Origin of the sequence: Helicobacter sp. WB40, from assembly GCF_027859275.1 — a bacterium.
GTDB lineage: Bacteria > Campylobacterota > Campylobacteria > Campylobacterales > Helicobacteraceae > Helicobacter_D > Helicobacter_D ibis.
In genome coordinates, this window is record NZ_JAQHXS010000007.1 from 25,321 (window position 1) to 49,430 (window position 24,110).

Annotated in this window: 23 protein-coding genes; 22 read left to right on the forward strand and 1 reads right to left on the reverse strand. The window is 30.9% G+C overall.

What is annotated here, in order from left to right:
* The first annotated feature begins 88 nt into the window (after positions 1-88).
* The 14 genes from PF022_RS06175 to PF022_RS06240 all read left to right on the forward strand — a co-directional run bounded on the left by PF022_RS06175 (position 89) and on the right by PF022_RS06240 (position 12,340).
* Entirely contained in the window at positions 89-670 is a 582-nt protein-coding gene (locus tag PF022_RS06175; RefSeq protein WP_271020593.1) for a hypothetical protein, read from the forward strand.
* A 120-nt stretch (positions 671-790) separates the two neighbouring features.
* Complete coding sequence (locus PF022_RS06180) at positions 791-1,261, forward strand: class I SAM-dependent methyltransferase (protein WP_271020594.1); 471 nt, start codon at positions 791-793, stop codon at positions 1,259-1,261.
* Positions 1,162-1,665 (forward strand): hypothetical protein, encoded by a 504-nt coding sequence (locus PF022_RS06185; protein WP_271020595.1) that lies wholly within the window; start codon positions 1,162-1,164, stop codon positions 1,663-1,665. The genes PF022_RS06180 and PF022_RS06185 overlap by 100 nt, the downstream gene beginning before the upstream one ends.
* A 213-nt stretch (positions 1,666-1,878) precedes the next feature.
* Positions 1,879-3,063, forward strand: a complete 1,185-nt coding sequence (locus PF022_RS06190) for a hypothetical protein (RefSeq protein ID WP_271023197.1) — start codon at positions 1,879-1,881, stop codon at positions 3,061-3,063.
* An 18-nt stretch (positions 3,064-3,081) separates the two neighbouring features.
* A complete protein-coding gene (locus PF022_RS06195; protein WP_271020597.1) occupies positions 3,082-3,210 on the forward strand; it encodes a hypothetical protein in 129 nt (42 codons plus the stop codon).
* 29 nt (positions 3,211-3,239) lie between these two features.
* Positions 3,240-4,496, forward strand: coding sequence for a hypothetical protein (locus PF022_RS06200; protein ID WP_271023199.1), 1,257 nt, complete (start codon positions 3,240-3,242; stop codon positions 4,494-4,496).
* 20 nt (positions 4,497-4,516) lie between these two features.
* A complete protein-coding gene (locus tag PF022_RS06205) occupies positions 4,517-4,675 on the forward strand; it encodes a hypothetical protein (RefSeq protein WP_271023201.1) in 159 nt (52 codons plus the stop codon).
* 251 nt (positions 4,676-4,926) lie between these two features.
* The gene (locus PF022_RS06210; protein ID WP_271023204.1) at positions 4,927-6,036 is read left to right on the forward strand and encodes a radical SAM/SPASM domain-containing protein; all 1,110 of its coding nucleotides are present in this window, start codon (positions 4,927-4,929) and stop codon (positions 6,034-6,036) included.
* An 8-nt stretch (positions 6,037-6,044) separates the two neighbouring features.
* Positions 6,045-7,454 carry a hypothetical protein gene (locus PF022_RS06215; protein WP_271023206.1) on the forward strand — a complete coding sequence of 470 codons (1,410 nt, stop codon included), beginning with the start codon at positions 6,045-6,047 and terminating at the stop codon, positions 7,452-7,454.
* Positions 7,455-7,475: 21 nt separating this feature from the next.
* Positions 7,476-8,081: a hypothetical protein gene (locus PF022_RS06220; protein WP_271023207.1), complete on the forward strand. Its 606-nt coding sequence runs from the start codon at positions 7,476-7,478 to the stop codon at positions 8,079-8,081.
* Positions 8,038-8,763: a CDP-glycerol glycerophosphotransferase family protein gene (locus PF022_RS06225; RefSeq protein WP_271023209.1), complete on the forward strand. Its 726-nt coding sequence runs from the start codon at positions 8,038-8,040 to the stop codon at positions 8,761-8,763. Before PF022_RS06220 ends, PF022_RS06225 begins: the two co-directional genes overlap by 44 nt.
* Positions 8,764-8,772: 9 nt before the next feature.
* Positions 8,773-10,056, forward strand: coding sequence for a hypothetical protein (locus PF022_RS06230; protein ID WP_271023212.1), 1,284 nt, complete (start codon positions 8,773-8,775; stop codon positions 10,054-10,056).
* Positions 10,056-11,909, forward strand: a complete 1,854-nt coding sequence (gene asnB / locus PF022_RS06235) for an asparagine synthase (glutamine-hydrolyzing) (RefSeq protein ID WP_271023214.1) — start codon at positions 10,056-10,058, stop codon at positions 11,907-11,909. Before PF022_RS06230 ends, asnB (PF022_RS06235) begins: the two co-directional genes overlap by 1 nt.
* Before the next feature lie 11 nt (positions 11,910-11,920).
* Positions 11,921-12,340, forward strand: a complete 420-nt coding sequence (locus tag PF022_RS06240; RefSeq protein ID WP_271023216.1) for a hypothetical protein — start codon at positions 11,921-11,923, stop codon at positions 12,338-12,340.
* Positions 12,341-12,362: 22 nt separating this feature from the next.
* Here the strand turns inward: PF022_RS06240 and PF022_RS06245 are convergent, their stop codons facing one another.
* A complete protein-coding gene (locus PF022_RS06245) occupies positions 12,363-13,931 on the reverse strand; it encodes a multicopper oxidase family protein (protein ID WP_271023218.1) in 1,569 nt (522 codons plus the stop codon).
* Positions 13,932-14,010: 79 nt separating this feature from the next.
* Between PF022_RS06245 and PF022_RS06250 the strand changes: the two genes are divergently transcribed.
* The 8 genes from PF022_RS06250 (at position 14,011) to PF022_RS06285 (ending at position 24,110) form a co-directional block, all read left to right on the forward strand.
* Positions 14,011-15,549: a hypothetical protein gene (locus tag PF022_RS06250; protein ID WP_271023220.1), complete on the forward strand. Its 1,539-nt coding sequence runs from the start codon at positions 14,011-14,013 to the stop codon at positions 15,547-15,549.
* A gap of 86 nt (positions 15,550-15,635) precedes the next feature.
* Entirely contained in the window at positions 15,636-16,928 is a 1,293-nt protein-coding gene (locus PF022_RS06255; protein ID WP_271020611.1) for a hypothetical protein, read from the forward strand.
* Positions 16,929-16,961: 33 nt separating this feature from the next.
* A complete protein-coding gene (locus PF022_RS06260) occupies positions 16,962-17,918 on the forward strand; it encodes a glycosyltransferase family 9 protein (protein ID WP_271023222.1) in 957 nt (318 codons plus the stop codon).
* Positions 17,911-19,152 carry a glycosyltransferase family 2 protein gene (locus PF022_RS06265; protein WP_271023225.1) on the forward strand — a complete coding sequence of 414 codons (1,242 nt, stop codon included), beginning with the start codon at positions 17,911-17,913 and terminating at the stop codon, positions 19,150-19,152. Before PF022_RS06260 ends, PF022_RS06265 begins: the two co-directional genes overlap by 8 nt.
* Positions 19,149-20,318, forward strand: a complete 1,170-nt coding sequence (locus tag PF022_RS06270; RefSeq protein ID WP_271023227.1) for a glycosyltransferase — start codon at positions 19,149-19,151, stop codon at positions 20,316-20,318. The genes PF022_RS06265 and PF022_RS06270 overlap by 4 nt, the downstream gene beginning before the upstream one ends.
* Positions 20,319-22,046, forward strand: a complete 1,728-nt coding sequence (asnB, locus tag PF022_RS06275) for an asparagine synthase (glutamine-hydrolyzing) (protein ID WP_271023229.1) — start codon at positions 20,319-20,321, stop codon at positions 22,044-22,046.
* Positions 22,043-23,140: a glycosyltransferase gene (locus tag PF022_RS06280; RefSeq protein WP_271023231.1), complete on the forward strand. Its 1,098-nt coding sequence runs from the start codon at positions 22,043-22,045 to the stop codon at positions 23,138-23,140. Before asnB (PF022_RS06275) ends, PF022_RS06280 begins: the two co-directional genes overlap by 4 nt.
* Positions 23,133-24,110 carry a methyltransferase domain-containing protein gene (locus PF022_RS06285; protein ID WP_271023233.1) on the forward strand — a complete coding sequence of 326 codons (978 nt, stop codon included), beginning with the start codon at positions 23,133-23,135 and terminating at the stop codon, positions 24,108-24,110. Before PF022_RS06280 ends, PF022_RS06285 begins: the two co-directional genes overlap by 8 nt.

The window sequence follows — 24,110 nt, forward strand, 5'->3', positions numbered from 1 at the left end:
GGAGTTTTTATGATTGTATTTTTTAAATATTTATTTAAAAGTGTGGTTTGTCGATAAAGTTTAATGCATTGACGTAAAAATATGAAAGTTGGCAATATTTAGGTGGATTAAATGGCTAGGATATATATATATCCTAGAAGGTAAAGTTGGGCTAGATTTGGCTCATCTTTTGGAATTTTGTAGAGTTGATAATGTGGATTTTATAGATGATTTTAATAAGGAATGCATAAGTCTTAAAGAATATGCAGATATTAAAAAAGATGATGATATTTTATTAATATCTAGCAGAAAAAATTTTCTACCACTTGCTAGAACTGCTAAAGATTTGAAACTATCCTTTAAGATGAGGACTGATTTTGTTGCAAAAATGGTAGATGATTATATAGCAAATAAATTAGAATACAACAGAGATAATACGGTTGGGATTATTATATCTGGTCCTAGTGACTCTAAACATAGAGGGCAAATAGAGGAATTTTTAAGGGATTCTGGAGTTAATTTGGTGTTTATTTGTTCAAATGAGAAAGAAAGAAAAGACGCTAAAGATAGGATACAGGATAGCCCATATTTTTATACATACAAATCTGATTTGTATTCTAGATTTACATTTGCTTCTGTTGTGATTAGTGAGGGTGGGGAGAAATTCCATCCTAGTGTAACTCCTGTATAAGAGAGATAATTTGTCTAAAGAAGTGTTAAAATATATATCTAGTGAAGTTTATAATTTTGGTAATTCATCTAGGAAAATAGCTGATTTTATATTAGAAATTTTATATTGTAAAGAGGGACTATGATTACTTTTAGTTTTGGTAGAAATTGGAAAAGATTTGTGAAATATGTTGCAAATGATGAGATATTGCAAAATGCTAAAGATTCTCTAAGCAGGTTCTTTGGAGGCAATTTTGATTTTAGCAATAAAGTATTTTTGGATATTGGTTGTGGAAGTGGGATTTTTTCTATTGCAGCATTGAATTTGGGCTGCAAGAGAGTAATAAGTATAGATGTAGATAACAATTCAATAGAAGCAACACAAATGGCAAAAGATAAATTTAAACCAAAAAATACAGAAAATTGGGAGATTTTTTTAGGAAGCATTCTGGATTCTAACTTGGTTGATAGACTAAAAAAAGAGCTTACAAACGAAAGTGTTATTTTGTATAGTTGGGGAGTATTGCATCATACTGGCAATTTAGAATTAGCAATGCAAAATGCTATGGATATTCTAGATTCAGCGGGGGGGGGGGGAATTACGCTTATATAGCTCTCTACAACAAAACAGAAGCTTCACTTTGGTGGCTTAAAAAGAAAGAGTATTATAATAGAACAAATATTTTTATGAAGTTCCTACTTGTTAGTGCTTATACTTTGTTTTTGACATTTGAAGATTTGCGTAAAGGTCGTGGATTAAATATGTATGATAGAAATCGTGGAATGTATAAGGTAACAGATATTATAGATTGGCTAGGTGGATTGCCTTATGAGCCTATGTTTAACGATGATGTAATAAAGTTTTGGGAAAAGAATGGTTTTAAATGCATAAATAATAATAAAACAATGTATTATAAGCCGATATATCCAAAAGGATTTTGGTATAGAATGTTTGTTTATCTCAAAGTGGTCGGTCTTGGTTGTAATGAGTTTTTGTTTAAAAAGGAGAAGCAGTGAAATATTATATATACCCAGCAGGTGGAAATGCACAATATATAAAGCACAACTTAGAGATTCTGTGTAGTATGGATTCTCTGCGGGGGGGGGGGGATTTATCTCCTAGATGATAAGGATAATTCCTTAGTTGATAATGTATGTAACATAAAAAATCAAAATGAATGCACAATACTTCTTTCGTCCCCTAATCATAAAAATAAACTTTTAAAAACTTTGAAAAATCTAGGAATTAGCAGGTGTTACGATGGAATCTCATTTGTTGCTAATTTGCTAAATAAACATTATAAGGAAAAATACAAAAATAAAAGAATAATTGCTATTGCATTAAATGGATATGAGCTATCACAAAAACACCTAGGAGACATACCAAGGATACTAAAAGATTCTAACTTTAATATAGTGTATATATTATCATTTGCAAGCAAATGGCATAAAGAGTTGATTTGTGATTTAGAGCAAAGGGGAGAAGATTATATTTTGGCAGATTACGAATTTGTTGAGGCTTTGGATTTTTTTCCTTTTGTAATTTGTCAAGCAGAGTTTAGTAGGTATAATGCTAAGGTAGCTAGTTTAAAGTTATTTACTAGTGCTGATATGGTGCAGAATTATGCTTATTTAAATAGAGAAGTAGAGAGTAGTATTCAGCTTGGTTTTTTTCTTAGTACATATGTAAATATTCATTCAAAAAGTCATTTAAAATATATAAGCAAAAAGCAACAATTTGCAAACTTAGTGCCAGATCCTAGTTATAAATTCTTGCTTGGTGGTTATCCTAGTATTGACAAGGAAGCAAAAGCTTGTCTTTGTAGTGATATACCTAAAGATAGTGTAATTTTTGTCTCTACGCATTTGAATTTCGAATATCCAAGACGATTAGCCACTATAATAAAGCATGTGTTAGATTGTGGGTTTAGGGTTGTATTTAAATCAAACCCTGCTCATTGTGAATTAGAAAATATAGAAAAAGACTTTGTAAAAGAGTTTTTAACTTATGATAATTTCGTATTTTACGATAATAGCACACCCAGATTAAATAAAGAGGAATTACAAAGAAGTATAAGTTTGGTTGAATCTTGTAGTTCTATGTTGTATTCTTATCCTATTGCAACAAAAAAACCAAGCATAATAATGTATCCAAAACGAGATTCTATTAGTTTTGATACATTAGAAAATGATTGTTTTTATAACGATAAGATACATATAAGAATCTTTGAGGAAGATGATTATAGTATTGTTGAAATTTTAAAAAAACTACAAGAGGAACAAGAAAGCCAAAAATGGAAAGATAAAATAGAAGACTATTGTAAAAATGATCTTTATAATTTTGGTAATGCAAGCAAAGAGATAGCTAAGTGGATTATTGAGTGGTATGAAAATATGGAAATAATGTATAATTAAATTTTAAAAGGAGAAAAAATGAAATATTACATATATCCAAAAAGTGGCAATGGGCAATATATAAAAAATGCATTAGCTATTCTTGATTCCTCTGCGGGGGGGGGGGGGATTTATCGTTTGTTGACAATGAAACCTTACTGGATATAAAAGATGAAGTAAATTCTAAAGAAGCTATAATGGTCTTAGCTTCCAAGAGATATAAATATAAATTGCTACAAAACTTACAAAAACATGGCATTAACTCTGCTGTGTGTGGCTTAAATACAATCGCAAAACAATACAACGAATTTTTAAGGGAAAAATATAAAAACAAAAAGATAATAGCGATATACAGCGATACAGAGGGGAGACCACATTATAAATATCTAGGTAGTATTAGAGAGATTTTGCAAAAACATGGTTTTACTATTGTATATATTTTATCGTTTGAAAATCTTGATTTTGAAGCAATATACAAATATCACAAAGATAATAGTGATGAAGTTATTTTTGCAAATTTTGAATTTTTAAGCCAACTTGATTTTTTTCCATTTGTGATTAGCTTTAATAATATTTTGAATTTTCATCCAAGTGTAACTAGTTTAAGAATTCACTCTAGCTTAGATGAAGTACAAAATTATGTTTGGTTAAACGAAGTTTATAACAATAGAGAAACTGAAAAGGCGAATACTATAAGCATGTTTTTAAATACTTATTTAAATATCCATTCAAAAAGTCATCTGAAGTATTTAAGTATAAATCAATCATTGCAAAATGCAGATTCAAATCCTAGAAGTAGATTTATACTTGGTGGTTATCCGAGTATTGATAAGGAAGCTAAAGACATTTTGGGGTATAAGGATACCAAGAGAGATACTATTATTTTTGTATCCGCATTAATTAGTATTTTTAGGAAAGAATTGAGTGTTGAGATTATTAAATTCTTACTTTCTTTAGGATATCGGGTAATTTTTAAATCAAATCCAAGCCATATAAGTCATTCTACTCATGAAGATATGGTTGCCTCTTATTTTTTGGATAATGAAAAGTTTGTGTATCAAAAAGCAGATAAACCAAAATTAAGCATTGAGGATAAAGAAAGAAGTATAACAGCAATAGAGTGTGCATCCTCTTTGATGTATTCTTATCCAGTAACTGCTAAGAGACCTAGTATTTTATTTTATCCTCCAAAAAATAAAATACCTAGTGATTTATTGGAAAATGATGCTTTTTATAATCCGAATATTCATATTAGAGTGTTTGAGTCTGAGTATAAGGAAGTCTTAGGAGGTATTTTAGAATCTTTAGCCAATGACGAGAAAATACGCAAAGAATGGTATGAAAAAATAGATAATTATTGCAAAAATGATCTTTATAATTTTGGTAATGCAAGTGAAGAAATAGCTAAGTGGATCATTGATTGGTATAATGCTAATTCTATACTTGATGTATAATAATATTTCAAGGAGTAAATATGATTATATTAAATTTTCAAAAAACACAAGTAAGTAGCATTAAAGAAACATTGGGGCTTGATGCAGATATCAAAGAAGTTAAAGTTAATGATTTCTTTAGCGATTCTGTATATCTAGCATTAAAAGAGCTTGATATCTCTGCGGGGGGGGGGGATTAGCTGATTGTATTATTGGCATAAATTACCCGCTTAATGATCATAAATCTATAGTATATGTAAAAAGCTTTGTTGAAGAAGCTTTAAAACATAAAGAAAATCTTTATTATTTTCCAAAACCAAATTATTACACTGAAGTTGATGACTTTGCGTATTTTGCATTATTCAAAAATATAACAAGTGAGAATTTAAAAGTAGAGACTTTATATAGAAAAGGCGAGATTAGTCGGCAGTTAAGAAATAAGCTTCATGTCTTGCTTAGAGACGATCTTAAAATTGATAAAAGCATTTGCAATAAAAAATTTTTTTATGAATCTAGAAAATTATTTAATTTATCGTATATCTGGCATGAGTATAGTGCTAGTAGAGAGCAATTAGAGTTTGATTTAACAGATAATGTGAAGTATTTTTATCCTTATCCAAAGGGCATTAATGTATCTATTAATAATGTATGTAATCTAACTTGTATAATGTGTCCATTTTTTTCTAAAGAATTTGAAAAAACTCATAAAATTGATTATTTTAAAACCAAAAGAGTGTTGGAAGATTCCTATATTTATGAAGCAATAGATTATTTGAGTAAAGCAGTTGAACAATATCCTGATGTAACGATAGGTTTTACAGCAGCTGGGGAAGCTACGCTTGATGATAGATTGCCGAAATTTATAGAGCATGCTAGGCAAAAAGGTATCCCTTATAGATATATTGTAACTAATGGCACAATGCTTGAAAAGGTTGGAGTGGATTTGCTGGAATCCGGATTAAATAGAATGGCAATTAGTATAGATGGTGCTACAAGTGAAACTTATAAGAAGATTCGTGGTGCATCGTTAGATAAAGTAGAAAGAGGTGTGAGAAAATGTGTAGAACATGCAAGAAAATTAAATGCATTTGGGGCAAATATTGAATTTGATTTGAATTGCGTTTTGACTGATATTTTTAAAGAATCTGACGAAAAAGATATGTATTTGCAAAAGTGGTCTGATTGTAGAGATATTATTACAAAGATATTTTTTACAAATATGGTTGTGTATGATGAGTTTGGATTAGATAAAAATACACAAAAAAGATATGAAAAGTTTAGTTGTTCTCTTCCATGGCAAAATTTTTCTGTTGATTGCTATGGTAATGTTACTTGCTGTTGCACAATGGATTCTAGTGTGATGTATAATCCTATTTCTTTAGGCAATGTAAAAGAACTAGGATATAAAGGTGTATGGAATGGTATTGGATATAAGACATTGAGAAAAGAAACTTTAGAGCAAAAATTTAATAAGTTTTCATTGTGTAATGGTTGTGCCGAGAGATTCAAGATGTGTTTTGATGTAGAAAAAGACACTACTAGTAGGCATGAGTTAAATTAGGAGTAAAAGTGAAAATATATATTTATCCAAATGGGGGACAAGCACGATATATACAATGGGCACTAGAGTTTTTGGGGTATAACCATGATGTGATTTTGGTTGATGACAATAGTCAAAATAGCTTTGAATCTTTACAAGAACAAATGAAAAAAGATTTAAAAAACGATTCAAAGTTATTTTTATCATCTCCAAAGTTATATGATAAATTGTTACCAAAAATTAAAAAAGCAGATATACCAGAGTGCTATTGTGGAGTAAGTGTGTTAGCTAAGCAATTAAATGAATACTTTTTAGAAAAATTAAAAGGTAGGAAAGTTATTGCTGTTTTTTTAAGCGGCTTTTTTGCTAAGCAAAAACATTTAGGTGATATTGTAAAGATACTAAAAGATAATGGATTTTGTGTGGTATGGATTACTTCTTTGTTTCATCATAGCTTTGATGAGATTATCGATGATTTTCATAAACAAGAAGAGTTTTATTTATGTGCTGATTGTGAGTTTTTAGAAAAGTTAAATTTCTTTCCTTTTATCATTGGGCAGGGCAATATCGTAAAGCTACATAGTGATGTTAAGAGTTTAAAAATAGTTACAAGTATGGAACAATTATCAAATATAGTAGTTTCAAAGAGTGAAATGCTTGATATACAAAATATGAGTTATTTTTTGGCAGATTATGTAAATATTCATAGTGAGAGTTTCTATAAACATGTATGCAATATTCAAAGTTTTGGTGGGACTTATAATCCAAAAAATAAGTTGATACAAGGTGGTTATCCAAGCATAGATAATGAAATCAAAGAGTTTGGTAAAGTATCTTTTGGTGTTAGAGATACTATTATTTTTATCTCATCTCAACTAAACTTTGATAATGAAGATTTAGTAAAATCCTTGATTATAAAATGTTTGGATTCTGGGTTTAGGGTTATTTTTAAGAGTTGTCCACCGCTAAAAGATACTTGTGAGGAAAGAGAAATAGAATTTGCAAATAATTTTAAAAAGTATGAAAAATTCGTGTTTTATGATAATTCCACACCGCGTATTAAGGTTGAAGATTTGCGCAGAAGCATTACTTTGATTGAAGTTTATAGTTCGCTTTGCTATTCGTATCCAAGTATTACAAAAAGACCTTGTATTTTGATTTATCCACAAAGAAATAGCATTGAAGATTCTGTATTAAGCAATGACATTTTTTATAACGAGAATCTACATATAAGAATCTTTTTAGATGAGATAGACTTATTTATGTCTTTTATTTTTGAATTATCAAGCAATATAGAAACGCAAAAGCAATGGAAAGAAAAAATAGATAATTATTGCAAAAATGATCTTTATAACTTTGGTAATGCAAGTGAATATCTTGCAAACTGGATCATGCAATGGTATAACAATAGAGAAATATTAAAAAACACTTTGTTATAATTCCCTCTTTAAGGGGAATTTATGAAAGCTATTTATCCATTTGGTAATTGTGGCAAGGCTATCGCATCGATTTTAGAATTTTTTGGTGAAGAATATAAAATAGATGATATTCAGACCAGTGATTGTGTGCTTATCGCTTCAAAACGCTACAAATATAAACTGCAACAAGAGTTGCAAGAGAAAAATATAACCAACTACATAGATGGTTTAGAATATACAGGCAAAAAGTTAAACTACTATTTAAAGGCAAAATTTCCAAAAAATAGTGTCGCCTTAATTTATGATGATTATAAAGGACAGAAGCATTTTGGCTTAGTGGAATCTCTTTTGAGATCAAAAAATATCCCCATTTGTAGATTTATTTATCCTGATGTTTTGGAGTATGAAACTTGCGAATATGATTTTGTGATTTGTCAAGATTTAATCCCATTTTTAAATGCTTTTAAATTATTTATTTGCACTGGAATTTTAACTCATATACCATACGATTCATATTCTTTAAGAATCCCTAGCCATTATTATATTTTTGACTATCATGCTTTTTATCATAATCCAAAAACTCGTGGTTTTTGGAGTCTTAAAGGTGCTATTTCCTCTGCGGGGGGGGGGGGGGATTTTGAGTATTAGTGATAATATTAGATACAAAAGGACAAAAGAGTTTTATGAGCAACATGGAGGCGTTGTTGACAATTTATTAAAACTAGGTTATCCAGGACTTGATAAACCAATAGCTAGATATAATGAGTTTTGTAAAGACAAAGAAGAATCTAATAATAATTTAATAATATTTCTCTCGCTACCACATTCGCCATTTATCGAAGTGTTAATAGAGCTTATTACAGAATCTTTACAAAATGGATATAAGGTGCTTTATAAAACTCATGGTGGTCATTTAGAATTACTAGATAAAGAGAGAGAAATAGTAAAAAGATGGCAGGACAATGAGAAGTTTGTAGTTTGTTATGAAACTTTAAGTGATGAGATATTGTTTGAAAGTCTGTGTGTGGTTGAGTTTAGAAGCTCCATTCTCTATACTTATCCATTAATTACTAAAAAACCAGCATTGTATTTGCAACCGCAATTTGAAAGTTATAATGAAGAAGATAATTTTTATTGCTCTAATTTACATATTAAAATTCATAACAAAGAAGAATTTTTAGACACTTTAATAAAATTACAAGATGAGAATTTTAGAGTTAAGAGAAAGGATTTAATAGAAGAATATATTAATAGTTGTGCTTATAATTTAGGTGGTGCAAGTTATGCAGTAGCTGATTTTGTAGATATTTTTTTAAAAAAATATATTTAAGGAGTAGTCATGAATATATATGTATATCCATATGGAACAAGTGGAAAGCAGTTAGAATGGCTTATAAAATACACTGATAATATTTCTATAAAACCAATAGATGATAGTATAGATGAAATGTCTTTAGAAGCTTTAAAGAATGAAATTTTGGCAAATAATGGGGTTGTGTATCTTGCGCTTAGCTCATTGCCAAGCAATTATGAAGAGATAAAAGAAAAGTTGATTAAAAAATTAAAAGATAACAATATTCCATACAAAGATGGTGAAATTCTAAATTATGCAAAAAAAGCAATACAAAAACTAAAGCAGGAGTGTAAAAATAAAGGCTGGGATAGAATTTTTACGCTTGTTTTGCCTGATTTTGCTAAAGATAAGCATTTTGGAAATTTGGCATTAGAATTAGAAAAAAGAGGAGAGAAGATTTTATATTTTTGTGCTCAAGAAGGTAGTTTTTTAAGAGCATTAGAAAATAGAGATGAATCTAAAAATTGTATTTTGTATTTGTCGTATGAGTATTTATATTTGCTTGATTTTACGACTGCTATTTGTGTGACTGGGAAATATAATGTACATAAAGATTCTAAGGTTATTTTTATAGGGCATGGAATGGTTAATTATGGTGGATATGATGATAAGTATGCACTACAAAATTTTATCTCTAGTTATCTTTGTGTGGTTGGTGATGAGTTTATGCCAAATGATTCAGTAAAAAATGAGTTTAAAATTATAAAAAGTGGTTATTTGGCATATGATAGAGATGTGCAAAAATTGCAAGAAGTTGAATTTAGCAAGGATTGTATTTTGTTTGCACCTTATAATTTAGATGAGCTAGAGAGTGTAAAGCCACTAATAAAAGAAGTATCTACAAAGTATAAGGTCATACTGCGTCATAGATATGAATGGGAAGAATCTCATCTAAAGGTGTTAGGAGATCTTGTAGATTGTGTAGATATAGATATGTCAGTGCCTATGGACTATGCTGTGTATGGCAAGAGTTTTGTTCTTGTATGCTCTAAAACTACTACTAAAAATTCATTTCCACTTATGGCTCTTTCACCAAGCGTTGTCATAAGACCAAGTTGGGATTATAAAGATATAAATGAAAATCTAGGAATTGTCATAGAGAATACCTCTGCGGGGGGGGGGGCATTTATGGCTCTAATTGATGAAATTTATAAAAATAAAGATATGTGGAGAGAAAAGATTCTTGAATATAGGGAATCTAAGATTTATAATTTTGGCTCTGCAAGTGCGTATCTAGCTGATTTTTTAAGCAAGGAATTTAAAAACTAATGTGCAGAATCGTTGGTGGATTTGAGCTTAAGAGTAATGGACTTTTAGAAAATATAGAATTTATGCGAGATTCCATGAGTGCTGGTGGTCCTGATGATTATGGGCTTTTTATCCAAAATGAAGTGGTATTAGCACATAGAAGGCTATCTATAATAGATCTAAGTAACCATGCACATCAGCCATTTGTAAATGATAGATATGCTCTCGTGTTTAATGGTGAGATTTATAATTACAAAGAAGTAGCACAAATTTTGCAAAAAGAAGGTGTGAATTGTGATTCTAGGAGTGATACCGAAGTTCTTTTGGAATCATTTGCTTATTTTGGGCTATCTTGTGTGGATTATTTTGATGGAATGTTTGCTTTTACTATTTTTGACAGATTGGAAGAGAAGTTATATTTATGTAGAGATAGATTCGGTGTTAAGCCACTTTATTATTATTATGATTCTAATTGTTTTTTGTTTAGTTCGGAGCTAAAGGGGCTCTTTGCTTATCCAAAGCTACAAAAAAGCGTAAATAAAATTGCATTAAGCTACTTTTTAGAATTAGGATATGTTCCTGCTCCTTATTGTATGGTGGAGAATGCTTATAAGTTAGAAAATGGGCATTATTTGATAGTAAATATTAAAAAGGCTAGGAATTTTGGAATAAAAGATTCGATTAATAAAATCCAATATTATTCTATAAAAGAGAAGTATGGTAATAATTCCTTTTGTGAAGATAGCTTTGAGCAAGCTTTACATAAGAGTATATCTCTAAGAATGGTGAGTGATGTAAGTGTAGGGGTGTGTTTAAGTGGCGGTGTGGATTCAAGCCTTGTGTGTGCGGTTTTGAAAGAGCAAGGAAATTCTTTTGAGACTTTTTCTATGTCTTTTTTGGAATCTAGCTTTGATGAGAGTGTGTATGCTAAGAGTGTCGCTGATATTTTTGGGGTTAAGAATCATAAGTTCATCTGCACACTGAGAGAAGCACAGGATTTGATACCAAGCTTAGTTCAGATTTATGATGAGCCTTTTGGCGATACTTCAGCACTACCTACTTTGCTCCTAGCACAAAAAATTAGACAAACACACAAAGTAGCCTTAAGTGCAGATGGTGGAGATGAGCTAGGCTTTGGGTATGAGCGGTATTTTTGGGCTAATAATAGGTATATTGAGTATAGGAAGTTTAGAGCTTTTGGGTTTTTATTAAATGTTTTAGATACTGAATCTTCTGTAAAGCTTTTGCAAAAATTTGGTGTAAGTATTGGTATTGATAAGTTTTTACGGATTAAAAACCAACTTCAAGCAAAGAGTTTTTTGGAGCATTATTTAGTTGAGATTACTCATTTTAGAAAAGAGGGTTTAAAGAAAAATGGGCTTACTCCTTTTGTGGTTGATAGCGTGCTGTGTGATAATTTTAAAGAAATGAGCTATTTTGATATACAAAACTATCTAAGTGAAGATATTTTAACCAAGACTGATAGAGCTAGCATGAGCGTTGGGTTAGAGTTTAGAGAACCTTTGCTAGGAAGAGAGCTTGTAGAGTATATGTTATCACTAAGTAGTGAGGAGAATTTAATTTTTAAAGATTCAGTGGCGGTGTCTGGTAAGAAGATTTTTAAAAAGTATTTAGAAAAGTTCTTGCCAAAAGAGCTAATTTATAGGCAAAAAATGGGTTTTGGAGTTCCTTTGGAATCTTGGGTTAGAGGGGAGCTTAGTTATTTATTGGATGAGATTGATTGCGGATATTTTAATGAGGGTTATGTTAAATCTTTAATAGATGATTTTAAAAATAGCATAAGGGTTGATTTTGCTAAAATATGGTATTTATATACCTTTAGTGTGTGGAAGAGGTATTACAAAATTGATTAAATATATATATTTTGCATTTTGAAGATCCAAAATTAATTTTGGAGATTTTTTCTACATTTTTGAATGATGGTGGCATTATTGTTAGCATTATTCCTAATTTTTCATTTTTTTCATTTCATAAGTTATTATGCTATTTGTATCAGCCCAAAATATTAGAGATTCACAATCTAATGAATCTGCAAAAATTAGAAAATATGCACAAAATAGATGGTTTTAGTATTGTTAACAGCGGATATTTAGGTAAGTTTTCTTTAGGGATTCCTGCATATGGTGTTACTCCTAGGACTATTTTTGGAACAGATTATAATAAGCATAGAGAAATAGGTAATAAAATGACAAAATTTGTGTGGAATAAATTGGCAAACACATATGACTATAGTGGTAATAGTGTTTTTGCACCTTATATTTATTGCGTGATAAAGAAAAATTAACAAAGCAAAAGTTTTGCTTTGTTTAGATTACTTCTAAGTTCCCCATCATTCCTAAGTCTTCATGCTCCAATATATGACAATGATACATTCTTAAACCTTTATATTTTTGCACAATTTGCAACTCTAATGTTTCTCCTGGGCGTAAGTTTATCGTATCATATAGTGCTCTAAATTCTGGCTTTGTTTTTTTCTTTTGATATGTGCTACTAATTACTTCAAAATGTGTGCCATGTATGTGGAATGGGTGATCCATATGTGATTTGTTTGTTATTATCCAAGTTTCCACTTCGCCCACTTTTGATTGTAAGTCTATTCTATCTAGCTTATAAGTTTTTCCATTTTGTAAGAACATGGAAGCAAGGGCTATTTTTATTTCTTCTTGTGTTTTTTTGGAGATTCCATGCATTTGCATGTGATCTTCGCTGAAGACTACTTCTTTTGTGCTTGTTGCTTTTTTTAACTTTGGCAGTTCCCTTAGTATTTCTGGGATTGTGTTTATAAACTCTTTTATACTTAGTGTTGCTAAGTCTATTCTTTGTGGCTCTTGTGATTTTTCCACCATCATTTTATCTCTGTCATAGTATGTGGTGTATAGTTTGGATTCCCCTTGTTTTGTTGGCTTTAAGATTATTTCTACTCTTGAGGCTGGAGATAAAAACAGGGTATCTTTGGTAATTGGTTTTTCTATAAGTCCGCAATCTGTGCCAACAAGAATGAATTCCGCATTTTCTATTTTTAAGTTTAGATATCTTGCGGCACACATGTTGTAGATTCTTATTCTTTGCTCCTTATCTATTGTTATTTGTGGATTTAATTGCCCATTTATTAGCACTAGTTCACCTTCTCTACCATTTAGCCAATCTGTTAGTGTATTTTGTGGGATTTGAGCATTTTTATCTAATCTTAAATCACTAATAATCCAATCTTGCTCTTGTAAATGAGATAAAGAATCTTGTTTTGCCTTTACTACAAATGCACCTGCTAGCCCCATATATACTTGCTTCCCTGTTATGTAGTGTGGGTGTGGGTGATACCAATATGTTCCTGCTGAATTTTGTGGAATTGTGAATTTATAGATTCTGCTTTGGTGTGGTTTTATTGGGTCATGTGGATTTCCATCTTGCTCTGGTGGGATTTCTAATCCATGCCAGTGTATTGTCGTTTCTTCATTTAGGTGATTTATCACTTCTATTTCTACTTCATCTCCTTCATAGACTTCGATTTTTGGTCCGGGGATTAACCCATTGTATGTGTAGAATCTAGTCTTTTTGCCTTTTGCTATTTCTAGTTCTTTTTCTATGATTTCTATTTTTGCTTTGAAGCTATTTTTGCTTTTGCTTTGATTTTTTAATAATTGCAGTTTCTTTAGAGATTGATTTTGCGGGATTTGTGAAGCATCTAATAGAGGCATATTTTCACTCTCTAAAGATATAAAGTCAGTGTAGATGTCTTTTGTGTTTTTGGGATTGTGATTCATATGTCCCATGTTCATGTTGTGCATATTATGCCCATTGTGAGATTGTGTAGCATATACCATGCCGATACTTGCTATGCTAAGAGCATTAAATTGTAAAAATTGTCTTCTGTTCATAAAATCTCCTTTTATAGTAAGCATTTAAAGGATAGAATTATAGATTTCATATTTAAATAATGAGTAAATAGGGAGAATTATGGATTTTAGAGATATTTATGTTTATCCAAATGGAGGTTGTGCATCTGTAGCATTAAGAATTTTGAAAGATTTGACAAATATAGAAAATATAAGATTCATAGACGATGGTAGCAGTGAAACTAGTTTAAAAATTCTAAAAGAAGAGATTATAAAATCAAATTTACCAGTATTATTGCTTGGTGGAGATTGTTATGCTACATTGGAAGATAGGTGTAAAAAGGAAGGGATAGAATATATAAATGGAATTTCTTTGTGTGCTAGGCTTTTAGCTAATGCCTTATCTGCGGGGGGGGGGGGATTTATATTAAGAGATAATATACTTCATATTTCAAACACCCAACTTTTAGAACACGCTTATATGTTTCATAATTTTTTTCTTTCATATGCTTCAAAATGTGATATGGATCTTGTCTTAGAAGCATTAAGACAATATTGTAAAAATATCATACAAGATTCTTCTGTTAAAAAATTTTTACAAAATACTTTGTTGGTTAGTTTTTCATCTGATTTTTTAAGCATTACAAAAAACTTTCAACAAGATATTCCATTGCTTTGGTACTTTGGGACATATGAATGGTATGAGATAAATAAACATAGCATTAAAAAAGATACAAAGGTTATTGTTTGTAATTGGGTTTTGCTTGATTATTTTATATATGATACAGCGTTGCTTGGTGGAGGAGCATTACCAAAATTAAGAAATGATAAACGTAATATCTATGGTATTGGACATTCTATGGCGGAAGCTTTTTATTATGCACCATTGAGAGAAAAAAAAGAGTATTTAGATGTTAGAGTTTATAATGCTTTTTGTGCTTTTTCTCATTATATCGCTATAAATAAAGATTCTAAGAGAGCTTTTAAGTCTATGTTTGATGCAGTAGGTTTGGAAGTTTGTGTAGTTGAAGGTGGCTATCCTAGATTTGACAATAGATTTCAAAAACGACAAGCTTTTAAATGCAATAAAGAGCAGTTTTTATTTATTCCGCGACTTAGTAAGCCACACGAGTTATTAGAAATTATTTCATATCTTTTGGATAATGGTAAAAAAGTTTTGCTAAGAAGGCATGGAGCATATGAGAATTACATAAAATGGCAAGGTTTAGATGATCCATATAAAGTGTTGGAAGCATTTAAACAAGATCCAAATTTTAGTTTTGATGAGACTCCTAGTATTACAAACGAAATTTTAGATAAAAGTATAGTTGTAACAGATAATTCATCTGTTGCGTATTCTGCACCGCTTGTTAGTCTTACGCCATGCATTTTGTATTCTATACCAAAAAATGAGTTTGATTTAAGAATTAGAAATTATGGAATTAGTTTTGCAAATCCTTTACTTCACAGAGTTGCATTAGATGATGAAGAGTTTTTTAGAGTGTCACTAGATTTAGAAACAGAATTAAGTGTTAATAGTGAAAAAATAACAAAGGAGATCCAAGACTATGTGTTGGATAATTTCTATAATTTGGGTTGTAGTGCAGAGATGATAGCAAAAACTTTGCTAGAATCTTTTAAAAAACAACAATTGGTTTAAAGGGTTTTATATGAGTAATATATATATATATATATATATATCCTGCTGGTAAGGTGGGCAAGGATATAGCTTATCTTTTGGAGTTTATGGGATATAAAAAAGACAGCATAAGATTTATCGACGATAACAATGAAGATACTTCTCTAAAAAATATAGCACCAAAAATTACATCTAATGATGTGTTATTACTCGCTACAAGAGCGAATTTTATAAATTTGGGACGGAAGTTAGCAGGGCTTAAGTTGAACTTTGTAGATGGAGCAAGTTTTGTGGCAAAAAAGTTAGATGAATACTTTTATAATTTAGGATACAGACAGCATAATACAATAGCGGTACTAACATATGGACCTAGTGGAAGTAAGCATAGGGGTAATGTTGAGCATATTTTGAAAAATAATGGTATTAATATTGTCTTTCTATGTCAAGATGAAAATGAACTAAAAAAGGCAGAAGATAGGATTGGAGATAGCGTAGCTTTTATTTTAAATGAAGGTGAGATATTGCGTAGAATCTCATTTTTTGGGTTTATTTTTAGTGAATGCCATGAATATTTATCACCAGATGTGTTTGTAGGATATATACCTCATACATTTGCAAGTCCAAATCAAGGCATAGCATATGATAAGATAAGAGATAGTGCGGAATCTAGAATGTATTTAGAAAATAATGATTTTATATTTTCATCATGCTTAAAAACTCACTATACTTGGCAAGAAGTGTGTAATTATGCATATCTAAAGGATCTTGGGGCTGATTTAGTTGGATTTTCGAAATTTTATAAAGTGCTTCCTTTTGGTGCTCCAACTATTGATAGATATAAAGATATAGAGTTTGTTCTACAAGACAATACTATTCTTGTATGCTTTAATTTGATTTATACTAGTTTTGAATTTGCAAATAATGTGGTATCAAAACTTTTGGATAGTGGCTATAAAGTAATATATCGTCCTCATATAAACCAACAGAATAATAAAGTACATTTAAAGATAAATGAAAATTTTAAACAAAATATAAATTTTACCTATGATGTTAGCGTTAAGCTATCTTTAGATGTTATTTCAAGTCGACCATTATTAATCACTGATATTAGTTCCTTGTGTTATACATATCCTATTGCTACTTTAAGGCCATGTATTATGTGCCTTAGCAAGGAGAGTGAGGACAAGTTTGAAGTATTTATCGAAAGAAAGATTCAAAAAATAGCCCACACATATGATGAAATACTAAAATTATGTGAGAGTATTTTGCAAAATGATATTGATGATGAAGTTTTAAAATATACACAAAACGAGATTTTTAATTTTGGCAATTCTTCACAAAAGATTGCAGATTTCATACTTGAATTGTTAAATGTATTAAGTTTTAGAAAACGAATTTGATATAATCGCACGAAATTTTCTTTGGGATTTTTTGTGAAAATATTAATTTTAAAACTTGGTTATTCTGAAACGCTTGATCCTGAAATGGGTAAAATAGTAAGTCTTGGAGATGTTGTTCGTTGCACGGTTATTTTAGAGGCATTAAAAAATAAATATAAAGACGCAAATATAACTTGGCTAATTTCACAAGAAGCATTTCCATTAATAGTCGATAATCCACATATAAATAGAATCTTAATTTGGGATGAATTTGTCCCTTTTGCTTTGATGAGAGAGCAGTTTGATATGGTTGTGAATTTAGAGAAGATTCATGGTGTGTGTGCTTTAGCTGATATGATACAGGCTTGGGAGAAAGTTGGATTTAGATTTGATGTATTAAGTGGGGATTATAGTGCTTATGAGAAATCTAAGAGTGCAACTTCATATATAGCACAAAAGGCAAGTGGAGAAATACAACATAAAATTTGGCAACAAGTATTAGTTGAGATGGTCGGTTGTGAATGGCGTGGACAAGAATATTCGTTAGGATATAGTCCAACAACTAAAGAAAGAGTGCAAGTTGGACTTAATTATCAAGTGGGTTCTAAATGGCCCACTAAAGCTATGAAAAATGAAAAATGGGATGCTCTAGCTAAAATGCTAGAAAGTAATAATATAAGCTACTCATACCAGCAAGGAATGCAGAATTTATATGATTATATGGATTGGATTAGTGGTTGCGATGTGCTTGTTAGTCATGATTCTTTGGGTGCTCATTTGGCATTAGCCATGAAAAAAAGTGTAATCATATTGTTTGGTGCTACAACTGGAGAAGAGATATATTATTATAATCGTGGAATTTCAATTTATCCAAAGGTGAAAAAAGTAGCTTATGAATGTTTGCCATGTTATAATCCAACTTGTATAAAGAATATTCATTGTATGGATTTTATTGATTTAGACGATATTTTGGATAATGTAAAGGGATTTTTGAAGGATAGAAATGATTAGTATATCAATTACAACCTATAATAGATCGAGGCTTTTAAAGAGGTGTTTGGAATCTGTAAGAAGACAAAGTTTTAGCGACTATGAAGTTTTGATATTAGATGATTGTTCTAGTGATGATACAAGTGAAGTTGTAAAGGAATTTACAAAAGATACAAGATTTAGATACATAAAGTATGAAAAAAATCTAGGTTTTGGAACTAAAGTTATAAATGAGGCACAAAATAAAGGATATTTTACTAAGGATTTTGTGTGGTTGTTTTCTGATGATGAGTATATGTATGGAGAAGATTCTTTAAGGCTTGTAGCAGAGGCATTAAATAAACATAAAGATACCGATTTTGTAGCAATTGACTATGGTTTTGCTTATGAAGATATTGAAGCATTTGATTATGGGTATAATGATCCTTTGCCAGAGACTTTTTTATATGATGAATTATCACAAAAACAAAAAGAAATTCTGAGCACAAAACACAAAGTTATTTATTCTAAGGAATTTTTAGATAGAGAGAGACCATTTTTTAATGGAAATTTTAATAGCAAAAATGATGTTTGCTGTGAAGTTGATTATGAAAGATTATTTAAAGTTGCAAAAATGGCATATGTGAGTGGTGCGGTGCAAATTTTTGGCATTACAGAAAATGCAAGAACAAAATATTTAGACTTTTATAACTGGATAGTAGCCACAGGACAGACTTCAGCGCTAGCAGATACAAAGAAAGAATGTCATAGACTGCTAAAACTGCATTATAGTAGCTCTTATCCATTGTGTTTGAACGCATTTTTTTCATGGGGTGGAGATGGATTGGCTGATACTTTGGCAGAATTTTATGGTAGAGATGATTTTTCTAGTGTTGTTAGGAAGTTTGCACAAATTTATAAAGATGCTTTTCAAGATACTTTGTATGAGTATTATTCTAAATTTAATAATATGCTACCAACTCTAAAAGAAAGACAAGAAGCAATACAAAATGCTAAAAATATTGTCTTATATCCTCATACACACTATACAAAAGATATAAAAAAATACTTAGAAGCTAAAGGTAAAAATATTCTCTTTGTAGCAGATGATTATAAAGAAGGATATAAAAGGTTTGATGATGTCATAGGGAGTGAAGCTGATTTGGTGTTTATAAGCAGTGGGCACCCTAGAATTGTTTGGAATATGTTAAATAAAATTAAAGATTCTAAAATCAAAGTTATGACTTTATTATTGAAAGATGAAAGTTATAAATGATATATTTTATCATTGATGTAATGCGTAAAGGTGGTGGAGCACAAAAGGTGCTATCAATCATGCTACCACATTTGAAAGATAGAGTAGAGTTAATAGTCTTAAAAAGAACAGAAAATCTACTTGAGATTCCTAGCATAAAGACACACTATATCCTAGAGAGCGAGAGTGAAGCACTGCTTCCAAATAGCTTTCTTATCTTAGATAAAATCACACAAATTGCAAAAGATTCCACACTTTTGGTGTCGTTTATGGATTTTATTACTGGGTATTGCACTTCTCTTTCTTCACAGATTTTAAAGGTGCCTTATTATTGCTTTGTGCGTTGTGAGCCTAGCTTTGTAGAAGATTCATTTCCACAGGCATATATTAATCACAAGCTATATGAATTAACACTGCAAAATGCACTAAAAGTTGTGTGTAACTCTAGTAGCTCTTGTAATGATGTTATAACAAATTTTGGTGTGGCAAAAGATAGAGTAGAGCTTTTGTATAACCCCATAGATACGCAAAGTATAGACAGATTAAAAAATGAAGAATTTACTTTTAATAAAAAAGAAGGAGAGATTTTTTGCGTTGCAGTTGGTAGGCTTCATGCACAGAAAAATTATAAAACTTTACTAGAATCTTTTAAGCTACTGCAAGATGAAGATTCTAGCTTTCATCTTTATATCTTAGGCGATGGAGAGCAAAGAGGAGAGCTAGAAGAGTATATTTTGCAAAATAATTTAAAAAACATCACTCTTTGTGGCTTTCAAAAAAACATTTATGTTTTTTTGAAACATGCTGATATTTTTATCCATGCCTCATTATACGAGGGCTTCCCCAATGTGCTTTTGGAAGCTGCGTATTTAAAAAAGCCATTGGTTTTATCTGATATTCCTGTGCATAGAGAGATATTTTGTGAAGATTCTTCTGTGTTTTTTGAATCTAGTAGTGCATTGTTGTTAAAGGAAGGCATAAAAAAAGCCCATATAAACAAAGATGCTCTAGTTACAAACACAGAAGGAGCGATACAAAAATATCTGCAAAATGGCTTTTTTGAAAAATTAGATGATATTTTTAAAGTGCATTGGGGAAGCCCTCGTATAATGAGGCATGGATCGCCAAAAGTCGCATTGGGGAAGCCCTCGGATAATGAGGCAATGGATAAAAATATGGGGCAATAAATGTGTGCGATTGTCGGAATTTATGGAGAAAATAGTAATCTTAGCACATTAGATTCAATGCTTGAAGCACTTAAGAATCGTGGGCTTGATTGTAGATATAAAAAAGATTTTGGAATCTTTAAAGCAGGTATGAATCGCCTAAGTATCAATGATATAGAAGGTGGGATTCAGCCATTTTCTAATAAGAATTCTGATATTTTTGTGTTTTTTAATGGGGAGATTTATAACCATAAGGCTTTAAGAGAAGATCTACAAAAAGATGGCATAGGCTTTAGTACAACTTGTGATGGAGAGGTGCTACCATACTTGTATGAGAAGTATGGAAGTGATTGTTTCTCACGGCTTGATGGTATGTTTGCAATCTGTGTGTATGAGGCAAAAAGTAAAAAAATAATCCTAGCAAGAGATAGCATGGGAGAGAAGCCACTTTATTATTATAAAGATTCTGCTGGTTTTGCTTTTAGCTCACTTATTGCACCTTTAAAAAAGATAGCAAATGTGAGCTTGAATAAAAAGGCTATTTGGGATTATTTTACCTTTGGATTTATACCTGAGAGCAAGTGCATTTATAATGAAATTTGTGTTGTGCCACGAGGTGGGGTGTTAGAATTTTGTAATGGTGAGATAGAAATTAAGCATTTTAGCCCTAAAGTTTCTAAGATAGATTTTAGTAAAGATTTAGTTACGCTTACAAGGGAGATTGTTAGCAAAAGTGTAGAGGATAGATTGCTTAGCGATTGCAAGGTAGGAGCATTTTTAAGCGGTGGGCTAGATAGTTCTATTGTGTGTGTATTAGCTAGAGATAAATTGGAGCAATCTTTTAATATTTCTTTTTTGGATGATTTTGATCCTTATTGCTCCTTTGCTAATGAGGGTGAGTATGCTAAGGAAGTTGCGAAGTTTTTAGGGCTTAATCATACTGAAGTTAAGGTTGGTTCTAGTGAATTTTTAAATGTTTTAGATGATTTTATAGATTCTATTGATCAGCCTTTTGGGGTTGTATCTGGTATTGGGGTTAAAATTATCGCTAGAATTGCTAAAGAACAAGGTATCAAAGTATTGCTTAGTGGAGATGGTGCTGATGAGCTATTTGGGGGATATGCTTGGTATCCAAAGCTTTGCTTTAATAATCCAAAATTTATAACAAAAGAAAAGCCAAAAGGTTGGCATTATTATGCTTATGAGAGTGAGAAAGTAGAGTTTTGTGGAGAGTTTTTTGATAAACCATATAGTTCTTTAGGACATTTTCCTTATTTAGATTTTAAAGAAATTGCCCCGCTTGATTGTATTAACTTTGATAGAGAGTTTTATTTGAAAAACGAAATGATGATGAAGCTTGATAGAATGACTATGAGTGAGGGAGTGGAGGGGAGAGCTTGTTTTGTCTCTCCTAGCATTGTGAAGTTTTGTAAAGATCTTAGCTATGAGATTTTACTTAAAAATGGCACAAAATGGTTGCTAAAAGAGGCTTTTAGAGATTCTTTACCGCTTAATATTATAGAGAGGGAGAAACATGGATTTAATCCACCTATTGATTATTGGATGCAAACTTCTTGGAAGGGGCTATTAGACGAGGTTTTAAGCCCACAAAATAGCCTTGTCCTAAATGGAATTATAAAAAGCAGAGAGGATTTTTATAGTGTGATAGAAAGAAGGCAAGTTGGTTTTGGGAATATCGGATTTTTCGTGCTTACTCTTGGAATGTGGCTTGATAGGGAGAGAATATGAGAAATATCTTAATACTAGCAGACCTCACAAGTCCTCTTATGAAACCAAGAATTTTAATGCTAAAGGATTTGCCTTATAGAAAATATATTTTGCATAATGCAAATAATGTAGCTTTGAGCGAAGAGATTCTAAGTTCTTATGAGGGCTTTATAGTATTAGAACACCCAGAAATAGAATCTCTAAAGCTAAGGTATTTGTATAGCTTTTTTTATACTTTGTATCTACTAGTAAAATTAAACCCAAAATTAATAGTCGTGCATTGGGCATCACGCTTGTATCAAAATCTCCTTCTAGCACTCTTTGGAAAGAGGGTTATCGTCCATACTATGGGTGGAGAGATAAACAAAGAAGAAGATTGCTATGGAAAGAAGCAGTTCTTTACCGGTATTTTGCTAAAGAATGCTAAAGTTGTTACAGGTAAGACACAGGTAATGAAGGATATTACTTTAAGTAATTTCCCCCTCTTAGATGAAAAAAAAATAAAGATTCTTAGTTTTGGTGTAGAGGATAGATTTTGTAACATCCCAAGCGATGATGAAAAAATAGAGCTAAAAATTAAACTTTTAGGTAAAAATTATAAAAATATCTTTTTTTCTATACGGACATTTAAAAAAATACATTTTCATAAAGAGATAATAAGTGCTTTTTTACAAAATTATAAAGACGATGATAATGCTTGTCTTATTGTTAGTGTGTTATCTTGTGAGAGTGATTATTTGCAAGAATGTGAGATGGAATTTGATTTGAAACATCAAAAAAATATCAAACTTATAAATATTAAACATGAACAAATGCATGAGTTTTTACATATAAGTAATGCGATTTTATCATTAAAGAAATTTGATGGAATCTCTCAATCGATAATGGAAAGCTTGTGTGCTAGTGTATTTGTAATAGCAAGTGATATTAAAAACCATGCCATGCTCCTAAAACACAAGCAAAATTCGTATTTGATAAATGATTTTAAAGAGTTAAATGATGCTTTTTGTTTTGTTTTAAATAATAAATTCCAAAATATTGATAATGGAATGCTAAATAGAGAGTTGCAAAAAAAAGAATATTCAAGAATTCTAAAGGAGGAATTTAATGTATAAAGAACATGTAAAGATTCTTGCATGTCCAAAATGCAAGGGTAATTTGGAGTTGTTTGGTGAGGGCGAGTTTGTAGAAAATGGCTCTTTAGAGTGTAAAAAATGTAATGTGTCATATGAGATATTAAATGGGATTCCTAGATTTGTAGAATCTAGCAATTATGCTGATAGCTTTGGCTTTGAGTGGAATATGCATAAAAAAACTCAATATGATAGTGCAAGTGGGGTAAGTGCTAGTAGGACTAGGTTTTATAAAGAAACTAGATGGGAGAAGTGCGAGGGTGAGATTATCTTAGAGGCTGGTTGTGGTAGTGGGAGATTTACCCCTTATGCATTGGAACTGGTTGGGGATAGTGGGCTTGTGATTAGCTTTGATTATTCAAATGCAGTAGATGCAGCAAGTAATAAACCAAGCAAGAATCTTCTAAGGATTCAAGCAGATATTTTTAATCTACCTTTAAGAGATGAAAGTTGTGATAAATGCTTTTGTTTTGGGGTATTGCAACATACTCCAAGTGCAAAGAATGCTATAAAATCGCTAGTAAATTCTCTGCGGGGGGGGGGGCAATTTGTATGTGATCATTATCCATTTAACAAAAATACTCCATTTAATACAAAATACTATGTGCGTCCTATTGCAAAATGGATTCCGCATAGGGCGTTGTATAACTTTGGCAAGAGGTATGTAGATTTTATGTGGCCTATATTTAAGTTTAACAGAAGATTCTTTTCACCATTCCGTGCAAATAGGCTTAATTGGAGACTTCTAATCCCTGATTATACTAGTGAAGGCTTAGATGAAGAAAAGCTAAAAGAGTGGGCTTATTTGGACTTTTTTGATATGTTATCTCCAAAATATGATAGACCAATAAGAATGAAAACATTGTATAGATTTTTAGAAGAAGCAGGACTGGAGAATGTAGAGACAAATCCGGGCTATAATGGCTGGGAAGGAAGAGGTATAAAGAAATAG

What these genes read in the sequence shown, in the direction of transcription:
- PF022_RS06180 (WP_271020594.1), top strand. Translation starts at nt 791, where the DNA reads ATGATTACTTTTAGTTTTGGTAGAAATTGGAAAAGATTTGTGAAATAT.
- PF022_RS06195 (WP_271020597.1), top strand. Translation starts at nt 3,082, where the DNA reads ATGAAATATTACATATATCCAAAAAGTGGCAATGGGCAATATATAAAA.
- PF022_RS06200 (WP_271023199.1), top strand. Translation starts at nt 3,240, where the DNA reads ATGGTCTTAGCTTCCAAGAGATATAAATATAAATTGCTACAAAACTTA.
- PF022_RS06205 (WP_271023201.1), top strand. Translation starts at nt 4,517, where the DNA reads ATGATTATATTAAATTTTCAAAAAACACAAGTAAGTAGCATTAAAGAA.
- PF022_RS06220 (WP_271023207.1), top strand. Translation starts at nt 7,476, where the DNA reads ATGAAAGCTATTTATCCATTTGGTAATTGTGGCAAGGCTATCGCATCG.
- PF022_RS06230 (WP_271023212.1), top strand. Translation starts at nt 8,773, where the DNA reads ATGAATATATATGTATATCCATATGGAACAAGTGGAAAGCAGTTAGAA.
- asnB (WP_271023214.1), top strand. Translation starts at nt 10,056, where the DNA reads ATGTGCAGAATCGTTGGTGGATTTGAGCTTAAGAGTAATGGACTTTTA.
- PF022_RS06245 (WP_271023218.1), bottom strand. Translation starts at nt 13,931, where the DNA reads ATGAACAGAAGACAATTTTTACAATTTAATGCTCTTAGCATAGCAAGT.
- PF022_RS06250 (WP_271023220.1), top strand. Translation starts at nt 14,011, where the DNA reads ATGGATTTTAGAGATATTTATGTTTATCCAAATGGAGGTTGTGCATCT.
- PF022_RS06255 (WP_271020611.1), top strand. Translation starts at nt 15,636, where the DNA reads ATGGGATATAAAAAAGACAGCATAAGATTTATCGACGATAACAATGAA.
- PF022_RS06265 (WP_271023225.1), top strand. Translation starts at nt 17,911, where the DNA reads ATGATTAGTATATCAATTACAACCTATAATAGATCGAGGCTTTTAAAG.
- PF022_RS06270 (WP_271023227.1), top strand. Translation starts at nt 19,149, where the DNA reads ATGATATATTTTATCATTGATGTAATGCGTAAAGGTGGTGGAGCACAA.
- asnB (WP_271023229.1), top strand. Translation starts at nt 20,319, where the DNA reads ATGTGTGCGATTGTCGGAATTTATGGAGAAAATAGTAATCTTAGCACA.
- PF022_RS06280 (WP_271023231.1), top strand. Translation starts at nt 22,043, where the DNA reads ATGAGAAATATCTTAATACTAGCAGACCTCACAAGTCCTCTTATGAAA.
- PF022_RS06285 (WP_271023233.1), top strand. Translation starts at nt 23,133, where the DNA reads ATGTATAAAGAACATGTAAAGATTCTTGCATGTCCAAAATGCAAGGGT.